Origin of the sequence: Pseudomonas sp. MF6751 (genome assembly GCF_016613265.1) — a bacterium.
Taxonomy (GTDB): Bacteria; Pseudomonadota; Gammaproteobacteria; order Pseudomonadales; family Pseudomonadaceae; genus Aquipseudomonas; species Aquipseudomonas fluorescens_BV.
This window is the reverse complement of sequence record NZ_JAENSV010000038.1, coordinates 24838-43391: the sequence shown is the minus strand read 5'-3', so window position 1 is coordinate 43391 and position 18554 is coordinate 24838. Positions and strand designations below refer to the sequence as shown.

Annotated in this window: 14 protein-coding genes; 11 read left to right on the top strand and 3 right to left on the bottom strand. The window is 59.1% G+C overall.

All coding sequences use genetic code 11. The features are described from left to right. Window positions 1–213: 213 nt before the first annotated feature. A complete protein-coding gene (gene glnA / locus JJD66_RS22460; protein ID WP_003187811.1) occupies window positions 214–1620 on the bottom strand; it encodes a type I glutamate--ammonia ligase in 1407 nt (468 codons plus the stop codon). Between the two features lie 334 nt (window positions 1621–1954). Between glnA and thiI the strand changes: the two genes are divergently transcribed. Beyond that, entirely contained in the window at window positions 1955–3409 is a 1455-nt protein-coding gene (gene thiI, locus JJD66_RS22455) for a tRNA uracil 4-sulfurtransferase ThiI (RefSeq protein WP_034125541.1), read from the top strand. A 139-nt stretch (window positions 3410–3548) separates the two neighbouring features. Next, window positions 3549–5369 carry a translational GTPase TypA gene (typA, locus tag JJD66_RS22450; protein WP_014716526.1) on the top strand — a complete coding sequence of 607 codons (1821 nt, stop codon included), beginning with the start codon at window positions 3549–3551 and terminating at the stop codon, window positions 5367–5369. Between the two features lie 195 nt (window positions 5370–5564). On the opposite strand, the gene JJD66_RS22445 is transcribed toward typA, so the two are convergent. Next, on the bottom strand, window positions 5565–5999 hold the full coding sequence (locus JJD66_RS22445; protein ID WP_003187815.1) for a YkgJ family cysteine cluster protein: 435 nt from the start codon (window positions 5997–5999) through the stop codon (window positions 5565–5567). A gap of 237 nt (window positions 6000–6236) precedes the next feature. Here JJD66_RS22445 and JJD66_RS22440 point away from each other — a divergent pair, with 237 nt between their 5' ends. The 4 genes from JJD66_RS22440 (at window position 6237) to JJD66_RS22425 (ending at window position 10944) form a co-directional block, all read left to right on the top strand. Next, window positions 6237–8687 (top strand): glycogen/starch/alpha-glucan phosphorylase, encoded by a 2451-nt coding sequence (locus tag JJD66_RS22440; RefSeq protein WP_105225447.1) that lies wholly within the window; start codon window positions 6237–6239, stop codon window positions 8685–8687. Window positions 8688–8902: 215 nt separating this feature from the next. Beyond that, window positions 8903–9913 carry a class 1 fructose-bisphosphatase gene (locus JJD66_RS22435; RefSeq protein ID WP_003187818.1) on the top strand — a complete coding sequence of 337 codons (1011 nt, stop codon included), beginning with the start codon at window positions 8903–8905 and terminating at the stop codon, window positions 9911–9913. A 176-nt stretch (window positions 9914–10089) separates the two neighbouring features. Beyond that, complete coding sequence (locus JJD66_RS22430; protein WP_003187823.1) at window positions 10090–10344, top strand: hypothetical protein; 255 nt, start codon at window positions 10090–10092, stop codon at window positions 10342–10344. Window positions 10345–10374: 30 nt separating this feature from the next. Further along, a complete protein-coding gene (locus tag JJD66_RS22425) occupies window positions 10375–10944 on the top strand; it encodes a lipocalin family protein (RefSeq protein WP_034117302.1) in 570 nt (189 codons plus the stop codon). A 125-nt stretch (window positions 10945–11069) separates the two neighbouring features. Here JJD66_RS22425 and JJD66_RS22420 read toward each other — a convergent pair whose 3' ends face one another. After that, window positions 11070–12434, bottom strand: coding sequence for a formimidoylglutamate deiminase (locus JJD66_RS22420; RefSeq protein WP_198714947.1), 1365 nt, complete (start codon window positions 12432–12434; stop codon window positions 11070–11072). Window positions 12435–12581: 147 nt separating this feature from the next. Here JJD66_RS22420 and hutC point away from each other — a divergent pair, with 147 nt between their 5' ends. The 5 genes from hutC (at window position 12582) to JJD66_RS22395 (ending at window position 18491) form a co-directional block, all read left to right on the top strand. Then, a complete protein-coding gene (gene hutC / locus JJD66_RS22415) occupies window positions 12582–13292 on the top strand; it encodes a histidine utilization repressor (protein ID WP_232917554.1) in 711 nt (236 codons plus the stop codon). Then, window positions 13289–13849: a HutD/Ves family protein gene (locus JJD66_RS22410; RefSeq protein ID WP_105225450.1), complete on the top strand. Its 561-nt coding sequence runs from the start codon at window positions 13289–13291 to the stop codon at window positions 13847–13849. The genes hutC and JJD66_RS22410 overlap by 4 nt, the downstream gene beginning before the upstream one ends. Before the next feature lie 401 nt (window positions 13850–14250). Further along, window positions 14251–15921, top strand: coding sequence for a urocanate hydratase (gene hutU, locus JJD66_RS22405; RefSeq protein WP_014716533.1), 1671 nt, complete (start codon window positions 14251–14253; stop codon window positions 15919–15921). 89 nt (window positions 15922–16010) lie between these two features. Then, a complete protein-coding gene (locus tag JJD66_RS22400) occupies window positions 16011–17456 on the top strand; it encodes a purine-cytosine permease family protein (protein WP_200649059.1) in 1446 nt (481 codons plus the stop codon). A gap of 69 nt (window positions 17457–17525) precedes the next feature. Further along, a complete protein-coding gene (locus JJD66_RS22395) occupies window positions 17526–18491 on the top strand; it encodes an ABC transporter substrate-binding protein (RefSeq protein ID WP_198714949.1) in 966 nt (321 codons plus the stop codon). Window positions 18492–18554: the final 63 nt, after the last annotated feature.

Genomic DNA, 18554 nt, shown 5'->3' with positions numbered 1-18554 from the left:
CGGCTGACAAAGACTGATTGATCGTCGTATGCTTTTTCATGGGCTCGCCCTCGCTGTCGTTGGCTTCTATAAGAATGCCACCGTGGCGCATAGACGCCTCGGCTTGGGCGAGTCCATCTAATTACAGGAGGGGGACGTAAATAATCTCAGGCAAAAAAAAGACCTCCCGAAGGAGGTCTTTCTCATCGCGCTACCTCAAGCAGCGCTACCGGATCAGCAGCTGTAGTACAGCTCGTATTCCAGTGGGTGTACGAAGGTGCGTACTTTGATTTCTTCTTCGCTTTTCAGGGCGATGTAAGCGTCGATGAAGTCGTCGCTGAAAACGCCGCCTTTGGTCAGGAACGCACGGCCCTTGTCCAGCTCTTCCAGGGCTTCTTTCAGGCTGCCGCACACTTGTGGGATCTCTTTGGCCTCTTCAGGCGGCAGGTCGTACAAGTTTTTGTCGGCGGCGTCGCCAGGGTGGATCTTGTTCTGGATACCGTCCAGGCCGGCCATCATCAGGGCGGCGAAGGCCAGGTAAGGGTTGGCAGCCGGGTCTGGGAAGCGCGCTTCGATACGGCGGCCTTTAGGGCTGTTGACGTAAGGAATACGGATCGAGGCGGAGCGGTTGCGTGCCGAGTAGGCCAGCATCACCGGCGCTTCAAAACCTGGGACCAGACGCTTGTAGGAGTTGGTCGACGGGTTGGTGAAGCCGTTCAGGGCCTTGCCGTGCTTGATGATGCCGCCGATGAAGTACAGAGCGGTGTCGGACAGGCCGGCATAGCCTTCGCCGGCGAAGGTGTTCTTGCCGTCTTTGGAAATCGATACGTGAACGTGCATGCCCGAGCCGTTATCGCCGTACAGCGGCTTAGGCATGAAGGTAGCGGTGCGGCCATAGGCATCGGCAACGTTGTGCACGCAGTATTTCAGGGTTTGAACTTCGTCAGCCTTCTTCACCAGCGTGTTGAATTTCACGCCGATTTCGTTCTGGCCGGCAGTCGCCACTTCGTGGTGGTGAACTTCAACGGTCTGGCCCATTTCTTCCAGTGCGTTGCACATGGAGGTACGGATTTCATGGTCGAAGTCGAACGGTGGTACTGGGAAGTAGCCGCCTTTCACGCCTGGACGGTGGCCTTTGTTGCCGCCTTCCACGTCCTGGTCGGACATCCACGAGCCTTGCTCGGAGAAAATCTTGAACATGGAGCCGGAGATGTCGGACTTGAACTTCACCGAGTCGAAGATGAAGAACTCTGGCTCAGGGCCGAAGAATGCGGTGTCGCCGATACCGGTGGACTTCAAGTATTCCTCGGCACGGTGGGCGATGGCGCGTGGGTCGCGGTCATAGCCTTGCATGGTCGAAGGTTCGATGATGTCGCACACCAGGATCAGGGTCGGCTCTTCGGTGAACGGGTCGAGTACGGCGGTGCTGTCGTCTGGCAGCAGGATCATGTCGGAGGCTTCGATGCCTTTCCAGCCGGCGATGGAGGAACCGTCGAACATCTTGCCGACTTCGAAGAAGTCATCTTCCAGCGCATCGCGAGCCGGCATGGTCACGTGGTGCTGAGTGCCTTTTGTGTCCGTGAAGCGCAGATCAATCCATTTAACGTCATGATCTTTGATGAGTTGAACCGACTTCGACATGGTGTCCTCCGGGTGGCTTCGGGCTTGGGTAGTGGAGTTAGCCCTTAGAATTTGGGTGATGCCGGCGCGGATACTCCGCCAAGGCAACCTGCCTCACAAGAGAGCAAATTGCATGCCAGTGCGCCAACATGGCCGTTTTGCCTCAAAATAGCCCCTATAACGGTGCAATCGGCAAAAACGGCATAAATCGCGCACTGCAATGTAGCGTTTATTTGTGTAAATGACCCGTTTTGGTGCATTGCGTATGCAATGCATATTAACTGGTTAAACCTTGAGCGATTTCCGCTATAATCCGCGCCCCCCTTTTTCAGCAGGCCCGGCGCGCGCTGTTTCCATGAAATTAATCGTTAAAGTCTTCCCCGAGATCACCATCAAAAGCCGACCGGTACGGACGCGTTTCATCCGTCAGTTGGCCAAGAACATCCGTGCCGTGCTCCGTGACCTGGACCCGGCTGTGGTGGTGAACGGCGTGTGGGACAACCTCGAGCTGGAAACCCGCATTACCGACGCCAAAGCCTTGAAGGACATGACCGAGCGCCTGAGCTGCATGCCGGGCATCGCGCATTTCCTGCAGGTGGATGAGTACCCTCTGGGCGACTTCGACGACATCACCGAAAAGTGCAAGCAGCACTACGGCAGTGCGCTTGAAGGCAAGATTTTTTCGGTGCGTTGCAAGCGTGCTGGCAAGCACCCGTTCAGCTCCATGGATGTCGAGAAATACGTCGGCAGCAAGCTGCGTCGTGAGTGCGGCGCCGCTGGAATTTCCCTCAAAGCGCCACAAATTGAAGTGCGCATGGAAATTCGCGACCAACGGTTGTTCGTGATCCACAGCCAGCACAACAGCATCGGCGGCTACCCGCTGGGTGCCCTGGAACAGACCCTGGTATTGATGTCCGGCGGTTTCGATTCCACGGTGGCGGCTTACCAGATCATGCGTCGCGGCCTGATGAGCCACTTCTGCTTCTTCAACCTGGGCGGGCGTGCACATGAATTGGGCGTGATGGAAGTCGCGCACTTTATCTGGAAGAAATACGGCAGCTCCCAACGCGTGCTATTTGTAAGCGTACCGTTCGAGGAAGTGCTGGGCGAAATTCTCGGCAAAGTCGATAACAGTCATATGGGCGTAGTATTGAAGCGTATGATGTTGCGCGCTGCGTCCCGAATCGCCGATCAATTGCAGATCGACGCCCTGGTGACCGGCGAAGCGATTTCCCAGGTTTCCAGCCAGACGCTGCCTAACCTGTCGATCATTGACTGCGTGACCGAGAAGCTGGTGCTACGCCCGCTGATCGCCAGCCACAAGCAGGACATCATCGACCTGGCAGAGCAAATCGGCACCGCCGACTTTGCCAAGCATATGCCTGAATACTGCGGGGTCATTTCGGTGAACCCCAAGACCCACGCCAAGCGTCACCGCGTGGAGCATGAAGAAAAAGAATTCGACATGGCGATTCTGGAGCGTGCGCTCGAGAACGCCAAGCTGGTGCCAATCGATCGAGTGATCGACGAATTGGGCCAGGATGTGCAGATCGAAGAAGTCAGCGAAGCCCTGGCGGGCCAGATCGTCGTCGACATCCGTCATCCGGATGCCGCCGAAGACGAGCCGCTGGAAATCGCTGGCATCGACGTGCAAACGCTGCCGTTCTACGCACTGAACGCGCGTTTCAAGGAACTGGATAACAGCCGTCAGTACCTGTTGTATTGCGACAAAGGCGTGATGAGTCGCCTGCATGCCCACCATTTGCTCAGTGAGGGGCATGCCAATGTGCGCGTTTATCGACCGAGCTAAGAGCCCGGGGCTGTTTGCCTGTGGCCTGCGTCACCGGCCCCCCGACTCTGCCGTCAAGCTGTAACGGCAAGGCCTGACTCTACTGTTAATCGCTGCCACGACCTGTCAGCACACCGAATCCTCTGATCGAGATACACAAGTGATCGAAAATCTACGTAACATCGCCATCATTGCTCACGTTGACCATGGTAAAACCACCCTGGTAGACAAACTCCTGCGTCAATCCGGCACCCTGGAGCGCAACGAGCTCAACGACGAGCGCGTGATGGACTCCAACGACCAGGAAAAAGAGCGCGGTATTACCATCCTGGCAAAAAACACCGCTATCAACTGGAACGGCTACCACATCAACATCGTGGATACCCCGGGCCACGCCGACTTCGGCGGCGAAGTAGAACGCGTAATGTCGATGGTTGACTCCGTTCTGCTGCTGGTTGACGCTCAAGACGGCCCTATGCCGCAAACCCGTTTCGTGACCAAGAAGGCTTTCGAAGCCGGCCTGCGTCCGATCGTGTGCATCAACAAGGTTGACCGTCCAGGCGCGCGTCCGGACTGGGTTCTGGACCAGATCTTCGATCTGTTCGACAACCTGGGTGCCACCGAAGAACAGCTGGACTTCCAGGTCATCTACGCCTCGGCCCTGAACGGTATTGCTGGTCTTGACCACACCGACATGGCTGAAGACATGACTCCGCTGTACCAGTCGATCGTCGACAACGTACCAGCGCCGAAAGTCGACCGTGAAGGCCCGTTCCAGATGCAAATCTCGGCACTGGACTACAACAGCTTCCTGGGTGTTATCGGCGTTGGCCGTATCGCTCGTGGTAGCGTCAAGCCGAACACCCCGGTTGTCGCTATCGGCGCCGACGGCAAGAAGCGTAACGGTCGTATCCTGAAGCTGATGGGTCACCACGGCCTGCACCGCATCGACGTTGAAGAAGCTTTCGCTGGCGACATCGTATGCGTGAGCGGTATGGACTCGTTGTTCATCTCCGACACCCTGTGCCAGCCGGACAACGTCGAGGCGATGAAGCCTCTGACCGTTGACGAGCCAACCGTTTCCATGACCTTCCAGGTAAACGACTCGCCTTTCTGCGGTAAAGAAGGCAAGTTCGTGACCTCCCGTAACATCAAGGAGCGTCTGGACAAGGAGTTGCTGTACAACGTTGCTCTGCGCGTTGAAGAAGGCGACTCGGCTGACAAGTTCAAGGTCTCCGGCCGTGGTGAGCTGCACCTCTCGGTACTGATCGAAACCATGCGTCGCGAAGGCTTCGAAATGGGTGTTGGTCGTCCGGAAGTGATCATCCGTCAAGTTGACGGCGTGAAGCAGGAACCGTTCGAAAACGTCACCATCGACACCCCTGAAGAATCCCAGGGCAAGGTCATGGAAGAGATGGGCCTGCGTAAGGGCGACCTGACCAACATGGTGCCGGATGGCAAAGGCCGTGTGCGTCTGGAATACAACATCCCTGCTCGTGGTCTGATCGGTTTCCGTAACCAGTTCCTGACCCTGACCAACGGTGCTGGCATCCTGACCTCGATCTTCGATCGCTACGACACCATGAAGTCCGGCGACATGTCCGGCCGTCAGAACGGTGTTCTGGTATCGGTAGAAACCGGCAAGGCGCTGACCTACTCCCTGGAAACCCTCCAGGCGCGTGGCAAGCTGTTCGTTGAACACGGTCAAGAGATCTACAACGGTCAGATCGTTGGTCTGAACAGCCGCGACAACGACATGGGCGTGAACCCAACCAAAGGCAAGAAGCTCGACAACATGCGTGCTTCGGGCAAAGACGAAACCATCGCTCTGGTTCCACCTGTTCGCTTCACCCTGGAACAGGCCCTGGAATTCATCCAGGACGACGAGCTGTGCGAAGTCACGCCTAAGTCGATCCGCCTGCGTAAGAAGATCCTGGACGAAGGCGAGCGTACCCGCGCTGCCAAGAAAGCCAAGAACTGAGTTAACTCAGGCTGAATGAAAAACGCCCCCGGTCGAAAGGCCGGGGGCGTTTTTTTATGCCTGCAGGTTTTGTGGTGACTGTGCCGGCCTCATCGCGGGCAAGCCCGGCTCCCACATTTTGGATCTGTGAATACATTCAAATGTGGGAGCTGGCTTGCCTGCGATGAGGCCCTTGAGGGCACTACAAAATCCGGATCAGAACTTGTCGAGGGTCTTGAAGTTAGTTTCGCGCACCACTTCCTTGGGCTTATACGCGCAATACCCCGGCCGCGGCCCGATTTTCGGGTGGTTACGGCACGTATCCGGGCGCTTGTCATAAATAGTGCAAAAGCGCGTCTTACGATCCAGGTACAGGCAGTCGTTGTTGCTCATGCGCTGCAGGGTAAAAATTTCGGACTTGTTGTTGTACCGCTCGACGATGCCTTCTTTCTGCAAACGCTTGGCGATGTTCTTCGGCGGATCGCCGCGCTCGAACTCATCGACGATGCCAATGCGGATCAGGTCCTTGATCTTCACCTCCACCGGCAGCGTGCAGCAGCTGGACACGCAGCCACCGCACATATGGGCGGAGTATTTCTGCCAGGTCTCTAGACGGTCGAGTTCCGCGGCGGCGATCAGTTGAGGCTTCATCAAGGTTCCAAGGTGGGGCGTTATCCGGGCGCGCGATCATACCGGGATTGGTGGTTTTTTGAACAATATTTTGCAGCTTTCAGCTCAAAGGTTTAGCCACGGTCTGATCGGGCACGACCCCTGCATCAAATTCAGCCCATGGCCAATGAGTTAAAAAACTGCCGAACCAGCACGTCTACCGTCTGTCAGACCGACTAGGCTCTAGCAACTCCTTCAATCTCGCCCGAGGTCGCACCGATGTCTCAGGAACCGCTTGCACGAGAAGCAGAGGTAGCCGCATTCCGCGATGCTGTCTTGACCAAACTCACCTACGCGGTGGGCAAGGACCCGGATCACGCCTTCGACCATGACTGGTTCGAAGCCATTGCCCTGGCCGCCCGCGACCAGATGGTCGATCACTGGATGGACCACACGCGGCGTATTTATCGCAAAGGCCAGAAGCGCGTTTATTACCTCTCCCTGGAATTTCTCATTGGCCGGTTGCTCTACGACAGCCTGAGCAACCTGGGTGTGCTGGAGATCGCTCGCGAAGCGCTGTCGGAGCTGGGCGTGGATCTGGAGCGCATCCGCCTGCTGGAGCCCGACGCGGCGCTCGGCAACGGTGGCCTTGGTCGGTTGGCGGCGTGCTTTATGGAAAGCATGTCGACCTTGGGGATTGCCGGTCACGGCTATGGCATCCGTTATGAGCACGGCTTGTTTCGCCAGGCCATTGTTGACGGCTGGCAGCAGGAACAGACCGAACGCTGGCTGGATTTCGGTAACCCTTGGGAATTCGAGCGCGCCGAAGTGATTTACCCGATCGGCTTTGGCGGCAGCGTCGAAACTGTCGCGGACGCCTCCGGCAAGATGATCCAGGTGTGGTCACCCAGCGAAACCGTACGTGCTGTTGCCTATGACACGCCTGTCGTCGGTTGGCGCGGCGCCAGCGTCAACACCCTGCGCCTCTGGCGTGCGCGGGCTGTAGAAGACCTGCACTTGGAGCGCTTCAACGCCGGTGACCATTTGGGCGCCGTCGCCGAAGTGGCCCGTGCCGAAAGCATCTCCCGAGTGCTTTACCCGGCCGACAGCACCGAAGCAGGGCAGGAACTGCGCCTGCGCCAGGAATATTTCTTCGTCTCCGCGTCCCTGCAGGATTTGCTGCGCCGCCACAAGAACATGCACGGTTCGGTGCTCAGCCTGGGCGAGCACGCCGCCATCCAGCTCAACGACACCCACCCGTCCATCGCCGTGGCCGAGTTGATGCGCCAACTGGTCGACCTGCACGATGTACCGTGGGAAGCCGCGTGGGATGTCACCGTCGAGACCCTTTCGTACACCAACCACACCTTGCTGCCCGAGGCCCTGGAAACCTGGCCTGTCGGTTTGATGGAGCGCATGCTGCCGCGGCACATGCAGATCATCTACCTGATCAACGCCCAGCACATCGACTCGCTGCGTGCCAAAGGCATCCACGACTTTGATGTCTTGCGCGCTGTGTCGCTGATCGAAGAAGACAACGGCCGCCGCGTGCGCATGGGCAACCTGGCATTCCTGGGCTCCCATAGCGTCAACGGCGTGTCCGGTTTGCATACCCAGCTAATGCGCAGCACGGTGTTCTCTGAACTGCACAAGCTCTACCCCGAGCGCATCAACAACAAAACCAACGGCATTACCTTCCGTCGCTGGTTGTACCAGGCCAACCCCAAGCTGACCGATATGCTGGTGGAAGCCCTGGGCCCGGATATTCTGGACCAGCCCGAGCAGCGTCTTATCGAGTTGGAACCCTTTGCCGAGAAACCGGCCTTCCGCAAAGCGTTCGCTGAACAGCGCCTGCACAGCAAGCGCGCACTGGCGCAGATCATCCATGAGCGCCTGGGCATTGCGATCAACCCGGCGGCGATGTTCGACGTGCAGGTCAAGCGCATCCATGAATACAAGCGCCAACTGCTCAACCTGCTGCACACCGTGGCGCTGTACCAGGCGATCCGTGCCGAGCCGGGCATCGATTGGGTGCCGCGGGTGAAGATCTTCGCCGGTAAGGCAGCGGCCAGTTATCACCAGGCCAAGCTGATCATCAAGCTGACCAACGACATCGCCCGCACCGTCAACAATGACCCGACCGTGCGCGGTTTGCTCAAGGTGGTGTTCCTGCCCAACTACAATGTCAGCCTGGCGGAAAGCATCATTCCGGCAGCGGATTTGTCGGAGCAGATTTCCACGGCCGGCTTTGAGGCGTCGGGTACCAGCAACATGAAGTTCGGCCTCAACGGTGCGCTGACCATCGGCACCATGGACGGCGCCAACGTGGAGATGCACGAGCGGGTCGGCGCCGAGCACATGTTTATCTTTGGCCTCAGCGCCCAGCAGGTAGAAGCCCGCAAGCACGCCGGCGAGTTCAGCGCCGGGCCGGACATCGCCGCGTCCCATCGCTTGAACGACGTGCTGCAAGCGATCCGTGGCGGGGTATTTTCGCCGGATGACCCGGGCCGCTATGTGGGCCTGATCGATGGGCTGATCGACTACGACCGCTTCCTGGTGTGTGCCGACTTTGACGCCTACTGGGACGCCCAGGCGCGGGTCGAGGCGCATTGGCACGACTCCAAGGCCTGGTGGCGCTCGGCCGTGCTCAACACAGCGCGCATGGGCTGGTTCAGCTCGGACCGCACCATCCGCGAATACGCCACAGAGATCTGGAAAGCCCTCGACTGACCGCCGCGTTTAAAAATGTGGGAGGGGGCTTGCCCCGATAGCGGTTGATCAGTCACTCATGCATTGACTGAATGACCGCAATCGGGGGCAAGCCCCCTCCCACATCAAGCCTGGTCGTGAACTCTATTGGCGTTAAATCCTCTGATTAGAGGAAATCAGCCCCGACTCGCGCTAAACTGCGCGGGTTTTTAGCCCCCCATTCTCCGGAGCCGTCCATGTCCCGCGTTACCTTGAGTCGCTATTTGATCGAGCAGACCCGCAGCAACAACACGCCTGCCGATCTGCGCTTCCTTATCGAAGTGGTGGCGCGTGCTTGCAAGGAAATCAGCCACGCCGTTTCCAAAGGCGCACTGGGCGGTGTCCTGGGCAGCATGGGCACTGAAAACGTGCAGGGCGAAGTGCAGAAGAAACTGGACGTTCTGTCCAACGAAATCCTGCTCGAAGCCAACGAATGGGGCGGCCACCTGGCCGGCATGGCGTCCGAAGAAATGGACAATGCCTACCAGATCCCAGGCAAATACCCGAAGGGCGCATACCTGCTGGTGTTCGACCCACTGGACGGTTCGTCCAACATCGACATCAACGCACCGGTCGGCACCATCTTCTCGGTACTGCGTTGCCCGAACGAATACCTGAGCCAGAACGAAGCCCTGAACGAAAAGGCTTTCCTGCAGCCAGGCACCGAGCAGGTTGCTGCCGGCTACGCGATCTACGGCCCACAGACCATGCTGGTGCTGACCCTGGGCGACGGCGTCAAGGGCTTCACCCTGGACCGTGAAATGGGCAGCTTCGTGCTGACCCACGAAGACATTTCGATTCCTGCTTCAACCCAGGAATTTGCCATCAACATGTCCAACCAGCGCCACTGGGAAGAACCGGTGAAGCGCTACGTCAACGAACTGATGGAAGGCGAAGAAGGCCCGTTGAAGAAGAACTTCAACATGCGCTGGGTGGCCGCGATGGTTGCCGACGTACACCGCATCCTGACCCGTGGTGGCCTGTTCATGTATCCGCGCGACAGCCGCGAGCCGTCCAAGCCGGGCAAACTGCGCCTGATGTACGAAGCCAACCCGATGTCGTTCCTGGTTGAACAGGCAGGCGGTGCGTCCACCGACGGCCACCAGCGCATCCTCGACATTCAGCCTGAAGGCCTGCACCAGCGTGTGGCGGTGTTCCTGGGTTCGAAGGAAGAAGTTGAGCGCGTGACGGCCTATCACAAGAAGTAAGCCGTAACGAGCGGTGAGCCGCTGTATTGTGAGATGGATCACCGTTAAAGAAGCCCCGAAACGTTTCAGCGTTTTCGGGGCTTTTTTGTTTTCGCTCGTCGGGAACCAGACACCTCTTTTCCCTTCTAAGCTTCTGGCAGATACCCCAGCTGCTTTGTCTCTCCAGGAGCTTTTCCATGTCTATACGCCGTCTCGCCCTGCTGGCTTTTTGCGTGCTCTTAGCCGCTTGCAGCAAGGTCACCCAAGAAAACTACCAAAAGCTCTCAGCCGGCATGGCCAAAGCCGAGGTGGAGTCGTTGCTGGGCAAGCCAACCGATTGTTCCGGCGCACTGGGCATGTCCAGCTGCACCTGGGGCGATAAAAACAGCTTTATCAGCGTGCAGTACGCCGGTGACAAAGTTCTGATGTTTTCCGGGCAAGGCCTGAAGTAAACCGGGGCGCGAGCCTGCGGGAGAAGAAGAATGATGCGTTTTGTTTTGTTCCTTTGCGCCAGCCTGTTTTTGGCGGGCTGCGCCAGCCATTCTGGCGATGATCTGCAACCCAAGACTGCGAGCAACGTCAACCTCAAGCGTTACCAGGGCACTTGGTATGAGTTGGCCCGGTTGCCGATGTACTTCCAGCGCAACTGTGCGCAATCCGAAGCCCGCTATACCTTGCTGCCTGATGGTGACATGTCGGTTTTCAACCGCTGCCTGACGCCTGAGTGGAAGTGGCAAGAGGCCAAAGGTACGGCTACGCCGCAGGTACCAGGCAAGACCGACAAACTGTGGGTGGAATTCAATAACTGGTTTACATCGCTGTTGCCGGGCGTTGCCAAGGGCGACTACTGGGTGCTGTATGTCAGCGATGACTACAAGACCGCCATCGTCGGCAGCCCGAGCCGTCGCTATATGTGGATCCTGTCGCGCACGCCGACGGTGAGTGCCGATACCCGCGAAGACCTGCTGAGCAGGGCGCGACAGCAAGGCTATGACACCACGCGGTTGATCTGGCGTACGTCGGATAAGCAGATGGCGAAGACGTCTCAGTAATTTGCAGCCCCCCCATCAAATGTGGGAGCTGGCTTGCCTGCGATAGCATCAACCCGGTGTAACTGAAGCACCGAGGTGTCTGTATCGCAGGCAAGCCAGCTCCCACAGTTGTTATGGGTTGGTCGTCAGTTCAGCAAGTCCTTCAGGACCTGGGTGAATGCCCGGCTGCTGTCTTCTTCGCCAGCATGATGCCCATCTCGCACCACCCATTTGCCATTGACCAGTACATCGCGTACTTGCCGATCACCACCGGCAAATAGCCAGCGGTTGAGAATCCCATCCTCACTGGCCGTCGCCAAGTACGGGTCGCTACCGTCCAGCACTATCCAGTCCGCACGCTTGCCCACTTGCAGTCGACCAATCGGCTGGCCCAGCGCTTGTGCGCCACCGTCCAGCGCAGCATCGAACAGCGTGCGACCCACCATCGGTTGGTCACTGCGATACAACCGATTACGCCGTTGATCGCGCAGGCGCTGGCCGTATTCCAGCCAACGCAGTTCTTCCACCACGCTCAGTGACACATGGCTATCGGAACCGATGCCCATGCGGCCGCCCTGAGCGAGGAAGTCCACCGCCGGAAAAATCCCATCGCCCAGGTTGGCCTCTGTGGTCAGGCACAAACCGGCAATCGCTCGGCTGTTGGCCATGCGGGTGACTTCGTCGGCATCGGCATGGGTGGCATGCACCAGGCACCAGCGATCATCCACCTGGACATTGTCATACAGCCACTGCAACGGGCGCTTACCGCTCCAGGCCAGGCAGTCGTCGACTTCTTTTTGCTGTTCGGCGATGTGGATATGCACCGGGCAGTTTTTGTCACTGGCGCCCAGCACGGTATGGATTTGTTCGGGGGTTACGGCGCGCAGGGAGTGGAAGCACAGGCCCAGTTGCTGGGCCGGTTGTGCCGCCAGAATGGGCTGCAGGCGTGCTTGCAGGTCCAGGTAGTTTTCAGTGCTATTGATAAAACGTCGCTGGCCTTCATTCGGCGCTTGGCCACCAAAACCCGCGTGGGTGTAGAGCACCGGCAGCAAGGTCAGGCCGATCCCGCTGCTGGCGGCCGCCTGGCTGATCTGGCGGGACAGTTCCGTACGGTCGGCATAGGGCTGGCCGCTGAGATCGTGGTGCACGTAATGGAACTCGGCCACCGAGGTGTAGCCGGCCTTGAGCATTTCGATATACAGCTGGCGCGCGATGACCTGTAACTGCTCGGGGTTGATCTTGCCGACCATGCGGTACATCAAGTCGCGCCAGGTCCAGAAACTGTCGTTGGGGTTGCCGGCCACTTCGGCCAAGCCCGCCATGGCGCGCTGGAAGGCATGGGAATGCAGGTTCGGCATGCCCGCCAACACCGGGCCCCTGAGCCGTTCCGCGCCTTCTGCACTGGCATTGGGCTCAACCTTTGTCAGCAGGCCATCGGTGCTGACTTCAAGACGTACATCGTTGGCCCATCCATTAGGCAGCAGTGCGCGTTCGGCAAAGAAAGCGGACATGATCAAGGCACCCCGGTCGTGTGTTTATTTGTATATACATATACAGACGTTTGCCTGCTCGGTAAACTCCGGCAATCTATGCATCTTTTTCCCCTGCAAGGATTCCCTGTGCCGACTCCGCCCGCCAACTCTTCGCTGGCTGCCCACATGGACGAAAGTCCGGCGCCCTTGTATGCCCGCGTCAAACAGATGATCAGCCAGCAGATCCTCAACGGCAACTGGCCGCCCCATTACCGCGTGCCGTCGGAAAGCGAGCTGGTCAGCGAGTTGGGCTTCAGCCGCATGACCATCAACCGTGCCCTGCGCGAGCTGACCGCCGAAGGCTTGTTGGTGCGTATGCAGGGTGTGGGTACGTTTGTTGCCGAGCCGAAAAGCCAGTCGGCCCTGTTTGAAGTGCACAACATCGCCGATGAAATCGCCTCCCGCGGGCATCGGCACACTTGCCAGGTCATCACCCTGGGCGAAGAAGCTGCTGGTTCCGAGCGCGCCGTCGCCTTGGAAATGCGCGAAGGCGGGCGGGTGTTCCACTCGTTGATCGTGCATTACGAGAACGACATTCCCGTGCAAATCGAAGACCGTTTCGTCAACGCCCTGGTCGCGCCGCTATACCTACAGCAGGACTTCACCCAGCAAACCCCGTATGCCTATTTGAACCAGGTCGCTCCGTTGACTGAGGGTGAGCATGTGGTTGAGGCGATTCTCGCCGATGCCGCCGAGTGCAAGTTGTTGCAGATCGAGCCGAGCGAGCCGTGCCTGTTGATTCGCCGACGCACCTGGTCGGGTCGTCAGCCGGTGACTGCGGCGCGGTTGATCCACCCCGGCTCCCGTCACAGCCTCGAAGGACGCTTCAGTAAATGAGTGAGATCAACGTCTGGCGCGCCGCCGACTACGTGCGCATGCCGTGGAAGAACGGCGGCGGCAGTACCGAAGAAATCAGTCGCGACGCCGGCACCGGCCTGGATGGATTTGGCTGGCGTTTGTCGATTGCCGATATCGCCGAGTCGGGTGGGTTTTCCACCTTCGCCGGTTACCAGCGCGTGATTACGGTGATCAAAGGCGCCGGCATGGTGCTGACCGTAGACGGTGAGGAGCAGCGCGGGTTGTTGCCGTTGCAGCCGTTCGCGTTCAAGGGCGAAAGCCAGGTGTCATGCCGTTTGATCACCGGGCCGATTCGCGACTTCAACCTGATCTACTCGCCACAGCGTTACCACGCACGGTTGCAGTGGGTGGATGGCGTGCAGCAGTTTTTCAGTACCGCGCAGACGGTGCTGGTGTTCAGCGTGGCGGACGAGGTGAAGGTGCTGGGTGAAAAGCTCGGCCACCACGATTGCCTGCAAGTGGACGGTAACACTGAACTGCTGGAAATATCGGTCACAGGCCGCTGCTGCATCATCGAACTGACCGCACTCGGTTAAAAACTGTGGGAGCTGGCTTGCCTGCGATAGCGGTGTATCAGCCTAGGATGTGCTGACTGACACACTGCTATCGCAGGCAAGCCAGCTCCCACATTTGTTTCTGCATTGTTCACAAAATCTGTTTCCAACCCGCGCACCCATTTGTTACCGAACGCCCCAGCGTGATGCAAAGCTTCGCTGCCGTGACAAATTCCCCTTGCTGCAAAAAACCTCCGTAAGAAATTTCATCAAGCGTTGAAGCCTTGATTTACAAGGCTCGTACGCCCCGTGCAAAAAAATCCCAACCCCTCCCGGCTAAAGTTGGCCGCTCGATTGCATATGCTTGTACATACAAGTAAAGATGTGTGCGTAAGACTTCGCACCATCCATGTTCGCGCATCGATCGCCGAGGAGTCCTAGCTGTGACCAAGCCTACAAAATACCGTGACGTCGAAATCCGCGCCGCCCGCGGTAACAAGCTCACCGCCAAAAGCTGGCTGACCGAAGCGCCGCTGCGCATGCTGATGAACAACCTCGACCCGCAAGTGGCCGAGAATCCCAAAGAATTGGTGGTGTACGGCGGTATCGGCCGTGCGGCGCGCAACTGGGAGTGCTACGACCAGATCGTCGAGAGCCTCACCAATCTGAACGACGACGAAACCCTGCTGGTGCAATCCGGTAAGCCAGTCGGCGTGTTCAAGACCCACAGCAACGCCCCGCGCGTGCTGATTGCCAACTCCAACCTGGTACCGCACTGGGCCAGTTGGGAGCATTTCAACGAACTGGATGCCAAGGGCCTGGCCATGTACGGCCAGATGACCGCCGGCAGCTGGATTTACATCGGCAGCCAGGGCATCGTTCAAGGCACCTACGAAACCTTCGTGGAAGCCGGCCGCCAACATTACAACAGCGACCTGACCGGTCGTTGGGTGCTCACCGCCGGCCTCGGCGGTATGGGCGGCGCGCAGCCTTTGGCCGCGACCCTGGCCGGCGCCTGCTCGCTGAACATCGAGTGCCAGCAAGTCAGCATCGATTTCCGTCTGAACAGCCGCTACGTCGACGAGCAGGCCACCGACCTCGACGACGCCCTGGCCCGTATCGCCAAGTACACCAAAGAAGGCAAGGCCATCTCCATCGCCCTGCTGGGCAACGCCGCCGAGATCCTGCCGGAACTGGTCAAGCGTGGCGTGCGCCCGGACATGGTCACCGACCAGACCAGCGCCCACGACCCACTCAACGGCTACCTGCCGGCCGGCTGGACCTGGGACGAATACCGCGCTCGCGCCAAGACCGAGCCGGCCGCCGTGATCAAGGCCGCCAAGCAGTCGATGGCCGTCCACGTCAAAGCCATGCTGGAATTCCAGAAGCAAGGCATCCCGACCTTCGACTACGGCAACAACATCCGCCAGATGGCCCAGGAAGAGGGCGTGGAAAACGCGTTCGACTTCCCAGGTTTCGTACCGGCTTACATCCGCCCACTGTTCTGCCGTGGCATCGGCCCGTTCCGTTGGGCGGCGCTGTCCGGTGACCCGCAGGACATCTACAAGACCGACGCCAAAGTCAAAGAACTGATCCCGGACGACGCCCATCTGCACAACTGGCTGGACATGGCCCGTGAGCGCATCAGCTTCCAGGGCCTGCCGGCACGTATCTGCTGGGTCGGCCTGGGCCAGCGTGCCAAGTTGGGCCTGGCGTTCAACGAAATGGTGCGCAGCGGCGAGCTGTCCGCGCCGGTCGTGATCGGCCGTGATCACCTGGACTCCGGCTCGGTCGCCAGCCCGAACCGCGAAACCGAAGCCATGCAGGACGGCTCCGACGCTGTCTCCGACTGGCCACTGCTCAACGCCTTGCTTAACACCGCGAGCGGCGCCACCTGGGTCTCGCTGCACCATGGCGGCGGCGTGGGCATGGGCTTCTCCCAGCACTCAGGGATGGTGATTGTCTGTGACGGTACTGACGAAGCGGCCGAGCGGATTGCGCGGGTGCTGCACAACGACCCGGCGACCGGGGTAATGCGCCATGCGGATGCGGGTTACCAGATCGCTATCGACTGCGCCAAGGAACAAGGCCTGAACCTGCCGATGATCAAGTAACGGCCGGCGCAGCACCTGTGGGAGCAGGCAAGCCAGCTCCCACAGAAGAGCAAGATGCATACAAAACAATCCATCAGAGGTTGAACAACATGGCTGCAAACGACACCACCCCGTTGATCGAGAAACGTTCGATCGACTACATCCCGGAAGCGGAAAGACATGGTCGTCTATTCAGCCAATTCACCCTGTGGATGGGTGCCAACCTGCAGATCACTGCGATTGTCACCGGGGCGTTGGCCGTGGTGCTGGGCGGTGATGTGTTCTGGTCGTTGATCGGCTTGCTCATCGGTCAATTGATCGGCGGTGGCGTCATGGCGCTGCATGCGGCGCAAGGGCCCAAGCTTGGCTTGCCGCAGATGATTTCCAGCCGGGTGCAGTTCGGCGTGTATGGCGCGGCTATTCCGATCGTGTTGGTGTGCTTGATGTACCTGGGCTTCACCGCCACCGGCACCGTGCTGTCGGGCCAGGCGCTGGGCCAGTTGTTCGGGGTCAGCGACAGCGTCGGCATCCTGATTTTCGCCAGTGTCATTGTGCTGGTCACGGTGCTGGGTTACCGGGTGATCCACTTCATCGGCCGTGTCGCGAGCGTCATTGGCGTGATTGCCTTTGTGTACCTGTTCAGCCGCCTGATGAGCCAGACCGACGTCGGCGCGCTCCTGCAGATCCGTCACTTCAGTTGGAGCAGCTTCCTGTTGGCCGTATCACTCGCGGCCTCCTGGCAGATCGCCTTCGGCCCTTACGTGGCGGACTACTCGCGTTACCTGCCGAGCCAGACGTCATCGGTAAAAACCTTTCTTGCTGCTGGCGCAGGTTCGGTTATCGGTGCCCAAGTGGCGATGGTCCTCGGCGTGTTTGCCGCGGCCATGTCCAACGGGCAGTTTGCCGGCCACGAGGTGGCGTACATCGTTGGCTTGAGCGGCACGGGGGCCACCGCTGCGTTGCTGTATTTCAGCATCGCGTTCGGCAAGGTCACCATCTCCACGCTCAATTCCTACGGCAGCTTCATGTGCATTGCGACGATCGTCAGCGGTTTCCGTGGTCGCCTGGAGGTCACACGTCTGCAACGCCTGGTGTTCGTACTCGCCATTGTCGGTACGGCAACCCTGATCGCCTTGCTCGGCCAGCACTCGTTCCTAGGTGCGTTCAAGTCATTCATCCTGTTCCTGCTGGCGTTCTTTACGCCCTGGAGCGCGATCAACCTGGTGGATTACTACTGCATCACCCGCGAGCGTTACGACGTGCCGGCGCTGGCCGACCCGAACGGTCGTTACGGCCGCTGGAACCTGCTGGGCATCAGCGTTTATGTGTTCGGCGTGCTGGTGCAGTTGCCGTTCATCTCCACCAAGTTCTACACCGGCCCCCTGGTGGCCGCGCTGGGTGATGTGGATATCTCCTGGATCATCGGCCTGGTACTGCCGGCGGCCCTGTATTACGTGTGTGCGAAAAAATGGCACGGCACGGTACCCGATCACCTGATCCTGCCAAAAGAGCAGGGCGCTTCACCCATAACAAACGAGCTGGCTGCACAAGCCTGATGGGACGTGGACAGGGCAGGACGCCTACTGACTGCCGTAATCCATTTCATGATTGGGAGCGTCACAACAATGACTATGAATAAGACCTTGCTGGCTACTTTGTTCGCGGCTGGCGTGCTGGCAACTGCCGGCGCCCAGGCGGCCGGCTGGTGTGAATCCGGCAAACCGGTGAAATTCGCCGGCCTGAATTGGGAAAGCGGCATGTTGCTCACCGACATCCTGCAAACCGTGCTGGAAAAAGGCTACGACTGCAAAACCGACAGCTTGCCGGGCAATTCCATCACCATGGAAAACGCCCTGGGCAGCAACGACATCCAAGTGTTCGCCGAGGAGTGGGTAGGCCGCAGCGAGGTCTGGAACAAAGCCGAGAAGGCCGGCAAAGTCGTCGGCGTCGGGGCTCCGGTGGTCGGCGCGGTCGAAGGCTGGTACGTGCCGCGCTATGTGATCGAAGGCGACGCCAAGCGCAAGCTGGAAGCCAAGGCGCCGGACCTGAAAAACATCGCCGACCTGGCCAAGTACGCCTCGGTGTTCAAGGACCAGGAAGAGCCGTCCAAGGGCCGTTTCTACAACTGCCCGGCCGGCTGGACCTGCGAGCTGGACAACAGCGAAATGCTCAAGAGCTACGGCCTGGAAAGCACCTACACCAACTTCCGCCCGGGCACCGGCCCGGCGCTGGATGCGGCGGTGCTGTCGAGCTACAAGCGCGGCGAGCCGATCCTGTTCTACTACTGGTCACCGACACCGCTGATGGGCCAGGTCGATCTGGTCAAGTTGGAAGAGAAGCCCGGCGTGGACAAAACCGTGAGCATCAAGGTCGGCCTCTCCAAGACTTTCCACGAACAAGCCCCGGAGCTGGTGGCCGTGCTGGAAAAGGTCAACCTGCCCATCGACCTGCTGAACCAGAACCTGGGCCGCATGGCCAAGGAGCGGATCGAGTCGCCGAAACTGGCGAAAATATTCCTCAAGGAACATCCTGAAGTCTGGCACGCCTGGGTGAGCGAAGACGCAGCCAAGAAAATCGACGCGGCCTTGTAGGTCAAGTGTGCACGGCTACCCTCAAGGGTGGCCGGGCGGCTGGTCACAACCCACTGGATCGAG

What these genes read in the sequence shown, in the direction of transcription:
- glnA (WP_003187811.1), bottom strand. Translation starts at nt 1,620, where the DNA reads ATGTCGAAGTCGGTTCAACTCATCAAAGATCATGACGTTAAATGGATT.
- thiI (WP_034125541.1), top strand. Translation starts at nt 1,955, where the DNA reads ATGAAATTAATCGTTAAAGTCTTCCCCGAGATCACCATCAAAAGCCGA.
- JJD66_RS22445 (WP_003187815.1), bottom strand. Translation starts at nt 5,999, where the DNA reads ATGAAGCCTCAACTGATCGCCGCCGCGGAACTCGACCGTCTAGAGACC.
- JJD66_RS22440 (WP_105225447.1), top strand. Translation starts at nt 6,237, where the DNA reads ATGTCTCAGGAACCGCTTGCACGAGAAGCAGAGGTAGCCGCATTCCGC.
- JJD66_RS22435 (WP_003187818.1), top strand. Translation starts at nt 8,903, where the DNA reads ATGTCCCGCGTTACCTTGAGTCGCTATTTGATCGAGCAGACCCGCAGC.
- JJD66_RS22430 (WP_003187823.1), top strand. Translation starts at nt 10,090, where the DNA reads ATGTCTATACGCCGTCTCGCCCTGCTGGCTTTTTGCGTGCTCTTAGCC.
- JJD66_RS22425 (WP_034117302.1), top strand. Translation starts at nt 10,375, where the DNA reads ATGATGCGTTTTGTTTTGTTCCTTTGCGCCAGCCTGTTTTTGGCGGGC.
- JJD66_RS22420 (WP_198714947.1), bottom strand. Translation starts at nt 12,434, where the DNA reads ATGTCCGCTTTCTTTGCCGAACGCGCACTGCTGCCTAATGGATGGGCC.
- hutC (WP_232917554.1), top strand. Translation starts at nt 12,582, where the DNA reads ATGGACGAAAGTCCGGCGCCCTTGTATGCCCGCGTCAAACAGATGATC.
- JJD66_RS22410 (WP_105225450.1), top strand. Translation starts at nt 13,289, where the DNA reads ATGAGTGAGATCAACGTCTGGCGCGCCGCCGACTACGTGCGCATGCCG.
- JJD66_RS22400 (WP_200649059.1), top strand. Translation starts at nt 16,011, where the DNA reads ATGGCTGCAAACGACACCACCCCGTTGATCGAGAAACGTTCGATCGAC.
- JJD66_RS22395 (WP_198714949.1), top strand. Translation starts at nt 17,526, where the DNA reads ATGACTATGAATAAGACCTTGCTGGCTACTTTGTTCGCGGCTGGCGTG.